Annotated in this window: 9 protein-coding genes; 1 reads left to right on the top strand and 8 read right to left on the bottom strand. The window is 68.1% G+C overall.

Annotated elements, in window-relative coordinates; translation table 11 throughout:
- Positions 1-38: 38 nt before the first annotated feature.
- Positions 39-1151 (bottom strand): winged helix DNA-binding domain-containing protein, encoded by a 1113-nt coding sequence (locus P2Q66_RS10045; RefSeq protein ID WP_275727692.1) that lies wholly within the window; start codon positions 1149-1151, stop codon positions 39-41.
- 55 nt (positions 1152-1206) lie between these two features.
- On the opposite strand from P2Q66_RS10045, the gene P2Q66_RS10040 reads away from it, so the two are divergent.
- Positions 1207-1698 (top strand): hypothetical protein, encoded by a 492-nt coding sequence (locus tag P2Q66_RS10040; protein WP_275727691.1) that lies wholly within the window; start codon positions 1207-1209, stop codon positions 1696-1698.
- On the opposite strand, the gene P2Q66_RS10035 is transcribed toward P2Q66_RS10040, so the two are convergent.
- The 7 genes from P2Q66_RS10035 to P2Q66_RS10005 are packed head-to-tail and all read right to left on the bottom strand — an operon-like array spanning position 1679 to position 7116.
- On the bottom strand, positions 1679-2746 hold the full coding sequence (locus tag P2Q66_RS10035; RefSeq protein ID WP_275727689.1) for a UDP-N-acetylmuramate dehydrogenase: 1068 nt from the start codon (positions 2744-2746) through the stop codon (positions 1679-1681). The genes P2Q66_RS10040 and P2Q66_RS10035 overlap by 20 nt on opposite strands.
- A gap of 50 nt (positions 2747-2796) precedes the next feature.
- Positions 2797-4074 carry an MFS transporter gene (locus tag P2Q66_RS10030; protein WP_275727688.1) on the bottom strand — a complete coding sequence of 426 codons (1278 nt, stop codon included), beginning with the start codon at positions 4072-4074 and terminating at the stop codon, positions 2797-2799.
- Positions 4075-4081: 7 nt separating this feature from the next.
- Positions 4082-4519 carry a MaoC family dehydratase gene (locus tag P2Q66_RS10025; RefSeq protein ID WP_275727687.1) on the bottom strand — a complete coding sequence of 146 codons (438 nt, stop codon included), beginning with the start codon at positions 4517-4519 and terminating at the stop codon, positions 4082-4084.
- Positions 4520-4521: 2 nt separating this feature from the next.
- Entirely contained in the window at positions 4522-4983 is a 462-nt protein-coding gene (locus P2Q66_RS10020) for a MaoC family dehydratase N-terminal domain-containing protein (RefSeq protein ID WP_275727686.1), read from the bottom strand.
- 53 nt (positions 4984-5036) lie between these two features.
- Positions 5037-5261 carry a DUF3188 domain-containing protein gene (locus tag P2Q66_RS10015; protein WP_275727684.1) on the bottom strand — a complete coding sequence of 75 codons (225 nt, stop codon included), beginning with the start codon at positions 5259-5261 and terminating at the stop codon, positions 5037-5039.
- A 20-nt stretch (positions 5262-5281) separates the two neighbouring features.
- The gene (locus P2Q66_RS10010) at positions 5282-6223 is read right to left on the bottom strand and encodes a DUF2797 domain-containing protein (protein ID WP_275727683.1); all 942 of its coding nucleotides are present in this window, start codon (positions 6221-6223) and stop codon (positions 5282-5284) included.
- A gap of 29 nt (positions 6224-6252) precedes the next feature.
- Positions 6253-7116, bottom strand: a complete 864-nt coding sequence (locus P2Q66_RS10005) for a CoA ester lyase (protein ID WP_275727682.1) — start codon at positions 7114-7116, stop codon at positions 6253-6255.
- Between the last annotated feature and the right edge of the window lie 67 nt (positions 7117-7183).

The following is a 7183-nucleotide window of genomic DNA, read 5'->3' as shown; positions in this document are numbered from 1 at the left end:
GCGGATGGGCATCTAGTGACCCCGCGTTGTTTTTGTCATCAGGTGTTGAGGAACTCCAGGTAGCGCTGGGCGGCTTTGGCGAAGGCAGCCTGGGCTGCCGGGCCGAGCGGCAGGGACGGGTCAAAGAGTTGGGGTACGACGGCGGTGCGCTGGCCTTTGCCCTCGACGGCCCAGGTGCCAATCACCTCTCCCCCGGCCACCAGCGTTTTCTTGAACACGCCGTTCCCGCCCGGAACGATCTTGTTGGCATGCTCCGGCGGGAGGACCAGGCTCCGGTCCGTGTACCCGAGCAGGAACTCGTCGAAACCGGGCAGCAGCAGGACCGAGCGCGAGCCCGGGACGCCGGTATCCAGCAGGCCCGCCGTCTCATGCGACATCCAGTAGCTGGCACCCTCGAACTCGAGTTCCACCAGCCCGCCCCGGATCGTTTCGAGGGCAGCCCGGACCTCGGTCAGCGGAATCTGCGTCCACCAGGCGAAGTCACGGACAGTCGCCGGGCCGTGACTGCGGAAGTAGCGGAGCAGGAACTCGGCGACAGCCTCTGCCCGGCCGAGGCGGCGCGAAAAGGGAATCCATTCGTCGAAGGCCACGATCAGCTGCTGGTTCCCGGCCAGCGGTCCCTGCACCAGCCACCCGTGCCGGCACAGCGTTCCCAGGATGTGGATGCCCCGCTGCCCCCGGGTGGGCTGCCCGCCGTCGTCGAACACCTTGAACAAACCGCTGCGGCTGACCGGGCCTTCAGTGGAGATCGCGGCCAGGGCGATGTCACGGCACTTCTCAACGTCGGCCCACGTGATTCCCAGTTCGCGGTGCCGGGCGGCGATGCCCTTGGTAAGGCGGTCCGCGGTCAGCTCCAGCATCCAGCGCAGGTCCTCCGGTGCCACCAGGTGCAGCGTGCCCCGCATCGGCCACGAACGCACAATCGTCCCCGCATTGATGGCAGCCCGGATCCCACTGAGCCCCGGGCCCGGTAGCCGCACGCCCACCGCCCACAGGGCCGCCTGCAGATCCTGCGCCTGCATCGCCGTCATCCAGCGCACCACGCCGCCTGCTGAGTCCGGCCGTTCCCCCGCACCAAGCAGCCCCTGCGAGGCCAGGCGCAGCCTGCCCAACACCTTGCGCTCAAGACGCTTCCCCACCTGTGCAGCCATGCCCTTCATCCTAGGGTCGGGGCGGGGTCCGCAAAACGGCGGTTAGGGTAGGAGCATGACTTTGGGGAGTTTGTGGCAGTTGCTCGCGCGTAAAACCAGAACGTGGATGATCGGCGGGACCGTCTGCGTCCTGGCGGGAACCGCGGTGGGCCTGCTCTCCCTCGCGGCGTTCCTGGACAGCGGCCAGTCCGAGCCCCTGCTGCTGCTCCCCTCGCTCACGCTGAGCCTGGGCGGCGGATATGCAGTACTGTTCCCCGGCATCGGTGTCAGCCCCGGCGGCGTCCGTATCCACCGGGACTGGCGCCGGCACCCCCGTGCAGGCCAGATCCTCTGGGTCCTGTCACTGGCCGTCGCCGTGGCGGGCCTGGTGACGTGCATCCTTTCGGGTGCATCCAATCCCCTGGCGCCCGGGCTGCTGGTCTGGCTTTTCATGGGGATCTACCTGGTCCTCACCGGGTGGGCCTCGGCCCTCATGGGAGCAGCCGAGGTCCTGCGGCACAAGGCAGCCCCGGACAAGCCGCTGGAGGCTACAGCTGCAGGCCGATAAGCAGCGGTTCCGGATGCAGCTCGATGCCGAAGCGGCGTACGACGCCGGCACGCACCTCGCGTGCAACGGCCACCACGTCCGCGGCGCTGGCTGAGCCGCGGTTGGTGATGGCGAGCGTGTGCTTGGTGGACAGCGAAGCCCGCCCCCCGGACACACTGTCCGCCGCCAGGCCAAAGCCCTTGGCGAAACCGGCCTGGTCAATCAGCCAGGCTGCGGAAAGCTTAACCAGCCCGTCCGCACCGGCCGGGTACCGCGGCGCGGACTCCGGCAGCGCCTCGGCCACCTCGGCCGGAACGATGGGGTTGGTGAAGAACGAGCCCGTGGAGTAGGTGTCCCTGTCCGCGGAATCCCACACCATGCCTTTGGAGGCGCGCAGCCTCAAGACCTCGCGGCGCACGTCATTGGCGTAGGCGCGTTTTCCGGGCTCCACACCCAGCGAGCGTGCCAGCTCCGCATAGCGGATGGGGGCACTCATCCGGCCCAGGGGAAGCTGGAACTCCACGGTCAGCACCACGTAGCGGGGCGAGCCGTTGACGGTGGTCTGCTTGAGGATGGAATCCCGGTACCCGAACTTGAGCTCGGAGTTGGTGAACGTCTTCACCGCATTCCGCTCGCGGTCCCACGTGCGCACCGCGGCGATGGTCTGGGAAACATCGGCACCATAGGCACCAACGTTCTGCACGGGTGTGGCACCGGTGGAACCCGGGATGCCGGCCAGTGCTTCAATCCCGGACCAGGCGTGCAGCACCGCATGCTCAACCAGCTTGTCCCAGTTATGGCCCGCCTGGACTACCACGGCCACGCCGCCGCAGGAGTCCTCCGCATTCACGGTGAACCCTTCGGAGGCGATCTTCACGACTGTACCGGGGAACCCGTCGTCGGAAATCAGGAGGTTGGACCCGCCGCTGATGATCAGGACCTGTTCGCCTGCCGCATCAGCCGTGCGGACGGCGTCGATGATTTCGGCCTCGGTGCGCGCCTCGATGAAGGAGCCGGCAGGGCCTCCGACGGCGGACGTGGTCAGGGAGGAGAGCAGGGTGGAATTCACCGGAACTACAGTACTTGAAAATACTTATCTAACGCAGCACCTTTAAGTACCTAGGCAAGCTTCCGGGCCACCGGCGAGAGCAGGAAGCTCACCACCAGCATCACCATCACGGCCAGCAGGGAATGCAGGATGCCCACGTGCTCGGCGAGCAGGCCCAGCAGCGGCGGCCCGCAGAGGAACGCCCCGTATCCGATGGTGGACACCACCGAGACGCGGGCAGCTGCCTTGCCGGGATCATCCGCCGCAGCGGACATGCCCACGGGGAAACCGAGGGACGCTCCCAGGCCCCACACCGCGAGCCCGGCAAAAGCCAGCCAGGGAACCGGCGCGAAGACAAACACACCGAGCCCGAACACGGCGAGGGCGGCGCACCAGCGCATCACCGGCACCCGGCCGAAGCGGTCCAGGACCAGGGTCCCGGCAAAGCGCCCGATGGTCATGAACGTGACGAAGAGGCCATAACCGGCAGCACCGGCGGCGTCGGTCTGGCCGTGGCCGTCAGCCAGGGCCAGCGCCACCCAGTCCCCCGCCGCGCCTTCCGCCAGGGCGAGGCCCAGCACCAGCACGCCCAGGAGCAGGGTCCGCCGGTCCCGCCAGGCCTGGGCGATCTTGCGTTTGTTGTCCAGCGGAGCGTCTTCCGGGCCAGCGCCTGCCGGAATAACGGGGATGGGGCCGGTGGTGGGATCCTCGAAGTTGTCCGGGGCGTAGGTCCGCTCCCCTGCGACGGGGGTGACGTCCGCGCGGAACCAGGCTGCCGCCGTTGCCACCGAGACGGCGACCACCACCCCGGCTGCGCCCAGATGCCAGGACACGGGCACGGACAGCGCGGCGGCTCCCGCACCCAGTCCTGCCCCGGCTACTGTCCCCAGGCTGAAGGCGCCGTGCAGCCGGGGCATGATGTGCCGGCCAACGGCCCGTTCCACTGCGGCGCCCTCAACGTTGGACGCCGTGTTCCAGCTCCCGGTCCCCAGTCCGATGATGGCCAGTCCGATAGCGGTCGCCACCGGGCTGGACAGGACCGAGGTGCCAAGCCCGGCCAGCAGCAGGCCAATCCCGACCAGGATGCTGCCGGTCCTGATGGTCCTCTTGGATCCCAGCCGGAGAACGATCAGCCCGGACGCGGAGACAGAGGCAAACGACCCCAGGGTCATGCACAGCAGGAGGACCCCGATGTTGCCCGGGGTGAGGTCCAGGGCGTCACGGATGGCCGGAAGCCGGGAGACCCATGAGGCAAAAGCCAGGCCGCTGGCAGCGTAGGCCACCACCACGGCGTTGCGCCAGTGCGTAACTTCGGCGGTGGTGGCCCCTGTTGTTGCCCGGGAGGTCAAGGGGCGCTCAGGAAAGCTTGACGACGGCCTGGGCCTTCATCAGGACTTTTTGCCCGGCCGAGACCACGGTGAGGTCAACGCGGGCGGTGCCGGCATCGGCGTCGAGCTTTCCGATGGTGCCGCTGACCTCGATGGTGGCCCCCGGTTCTTTGGTCCCGGTGGTGTCGGTGACCAGGACGGGCTTGGTGAAGCGGGTCTGGAAGTCGACGACGGCGGCCGGGTCGCCGGCCCAGTCGGTGACCAGCTGGACGGCCGAGCCCATGGTGAACATGCCGTGGGCGATGACGCCGGGCAGTTCCACGCCGGTGGCGAAGGCTTCGTTCCAGTGGATGGGGTTGAAGTCGCCGGAGGCTCCGGCGTACTTGACCAGGTCCGTCCTGGTGACCTCGATGGTGCGGCTGCCGATCTCCTGGCCGGCGCTGAGTTCGGTGAAACTGGGGCTCATGGCTACTGTCCCTCTCCGCGGACCAGGATGGATGATGTGGTGGTGGTGACGGGTTCTTTGGAATCGTCGGCCGCCAGGGCAAAGATTTCGGAGCGGGTGGTGATCATCGCGCCGCCGCCCATGGCCCTGACGCCGTCCACGTGCAGTTCGGCCACGAGCCGGTCGCCGGCGACGATGGGCCGGTGGTGGGTGAAGCGCTGGTCGGCGTGGACCACGCGGGAGAAGTCGATGCCGGCTTCCGGATCCTCGATGAGCTGCGCGTCCGCGCGCTGGGCGATGATGATCGCGAAGGTGGGCGGGGCCACCAGGTCGCTGTGGCCCAGGGCCTTGGCTGCATCCACGTCGAAGTGTGCAGGGTGGGTGGCTTTGACGGCACGGGCGAACTCGCGGATTTTCTCGCGGCCAACGTGGTACACCTCTGCGGCAGGGTAGCTTCGGCCCTGCAGATCCGGATTGATAGTCATGGCCTCAACCCTATCGCCCGCCTGTCAGGGGGCAGAAAACCGGGTAGAAACAGCTACCGGCGCAGGTTCTTGCGGATGGCCTGGCCGCGGACCACAATGCCGGCGATGTGCAGGAGCAGGCCCAGGCCGATCAGCGGCAGCGACGCGGTGGCCAGTCCCTGATTGCCGCTGGTGTTGCCCACCAGGTTCAGGATGATGCCGACGGCGATCAGGCCCATCGCGCTGAAGACCAGGACTTTGTAGCGGGTTGGCGCGGTGGCCCAGAATTCGTTCAGCACCGTCCCAGTTTACCGGCTGCCTAGAACAGGGTTTCCTGCACGGCCGGCACGTCCGAGGCGAAGTCGCCCAGGACGATGGTGCGTGCCGCCAGTTGGCCCAGGTTCACCACGAACTCAGCATCGGTCCCGTCCAGCCGGGCCAGCGCGTTGGGTCCGCTGAGCGCCGCAATATGGAAGCCGTGCCGCCCGCTGTCCAGCGGATACGGGTAGGCGTGGCGGGCCGCGGGGACGCAAAGGCGGGAGGCCTGTGCCGGACGCACCCACTGCTCGTCCATAATGGCAAAGCCCTCGACGGCGGTGCCCGCCAGCAGGCCGCGGACTTGGCCAGCATGCCGGGCGTTGAGGACGTCCAGTTCGGCGCCGCCCAGCGGCTGCAGCAGCGCCTCCGTCTTCGCGGCGGACCGCACCTGCTGTGCCAGCCCGGCTTCGGCCGTCACCAGGTCCTCCAGGATCCGCACCACGCAACCGTCCTGTGCCCTGGCCACATACCTGGCCACCACCGCTCCCTGCTCTGCGAGCCGGTGCCATTTCCGGGGCCCGGACGCCGTTCCCACCTTGCTGCTGCCGCCGGCGAAGGTGGCCACATACAGCCAGTGCTCCTGCATCAGGTAGTCCCGCAGGCCGGGGGTGACGCGGCCGCCGCGGTGAAAGTCGTGGATCAGCCGGGACTCGTCGAGCATGAAGCAGCGTTCGCACTGCTTGCCCCTGGACGCCGGGGCGCCGGCCGTACACAGGATATGGTCACGGCGCGTGGACGAGTGGACGCGAAGGTGCCCCAGGCAGGACCTGCCGTGCTCAACGACGTGGAAGCCGAGCCGGGCACCCGGGTGGAGGCTGAGCTGCCGGAAGTTCCCGGAAGGTGACTGAAGGCGCAGAACCGGGGCGCCGCCGTCGTACTCCGTTGCGGAAGCCGGCGGCCCATCCCAAAAGACCCCGTGGACCAGATAGCGGGTATCGGTCACGGGGTCTCCTGGAGTGGAAAGCGGGGCGGCTACAGCGCCGGCTGCACGCCGAAGGCTACCGCGAGCTTCATGATCTTTTCGGCGCGGCCCAGGCGGGGCAGGTCGGAGCCGTCGCGGATGACGCGGCCGTTGGCTTCGAAGTCGGCCATGAAGTCGGTGGCCCAGGCGACGTCGGACGGCGTGGGGCTGATGACCTCGTTGATGACGGGGGTCTGGTCGATGGCCAGGCAGAGCTTGCCGGTCATGCCCATCATCACCGTGATGCCGGTCTGCTCGCGCAGGATGGGGTGGTTGGTGCCGACGGTGGGACCGTCGATGGGGCCCGGCAGGTTGCCGACGCGGCTGGCGACGACAAGCTTGGCGCGGGGGTAGGCCATGGCCTCGGCGGTGGCGGCCATGCCGGTGTCGCGGCGGAAGTCGCCGGAGCCGAAGGCCAGGCGGAAGGCGCCCTGGGCCTTGGCGATGTGGTTGGCTTCCTCGATGCCCAGGGCGGATTCCACCAGCGGGATGACGGGGGTCTTGCCGTCCATGCGGTGGAAGCTCTCGGTCACCTGGTCCGCTGATTCGGTCTTGGCGAGCATGACGCCCAGGAGCCCGGGCGTGCCGCGCAGGCCGGCGAGGTCATCAGCCCAGAAGCGGCTGGTGGCATCGTTGATGCGGACCCAGGCCTTGCCGCCGGCCGTGAGCCAGTCCACCACGTTGTTCCGCGCATGGTCCTTCTGCGACGGGTCCACGGCATCTTCAATATCCAGGATGATCGAGTCGGCGCGGGAGACTGCCGACTGGTCGAAGAGCTCGGGCTTCATGGCATTGACCAGGAGCCAGGAGCGGGCGATCTCTGCGGGGATATTGCGTTCGGGCCGTACAGTTTCGGCGGCGATGGTAGACGTCATGTATCTACCGTATCCGCCCGGCAAGCAGCACGTCGAAGAAAACGGCCGGCATGTGAGGTTCAATACG

It is taken from the genome of Arthrobacter sp. Cr_A7 (assembly GCF_029222765.1).
Classification (GTDB): Bacteria; Actinomycetota; Actinomycetes; order Actinomycetales; family Micrococcaceae; genus Arthrobacter.
This window is presented reverse-complemented; position numbering and strand designations above follow the sequence as displayed.

Coding starts and splice junctions, on each gene's coding strand:
- P2Q66_RS10045 (WP_275727692.1), bottom strand. CDS start 1,151: ATGGCTGCACAGGTGGGGAAGCGTCTTGAGCGCAAGGTGTTGGGCAGG.
- P2Q66_RS10040 (WP_275727691.1), top strand. CDS start 1,207: ATGACTTTGGGGAGTTTGTGGCAGTTGCTCGCGCGTAAAACCAGAACG.
- P2Q66_RS10025 (WP_275727687.1), bottom strand. CDS start 4,519: ATGAGCCCCAGTTTCACCGAACTCAGCGCCGGCCAGGAGATCGGCAGC.
- P2Q66_RS10020 (WP_275727686.1), bottom strand. CDS start 4,983: ATGACTATCAATCCGGATCTGCAGGGCCGAAGCTACCCTGCCGCAGAG.
- P2Q66_RS10005 (WP_275727682.1), bottom strand. CDS start 7,116: ATGACGTCTACCATCGCCGCCGAAACTGTACGGCCCGAACGCAATATC.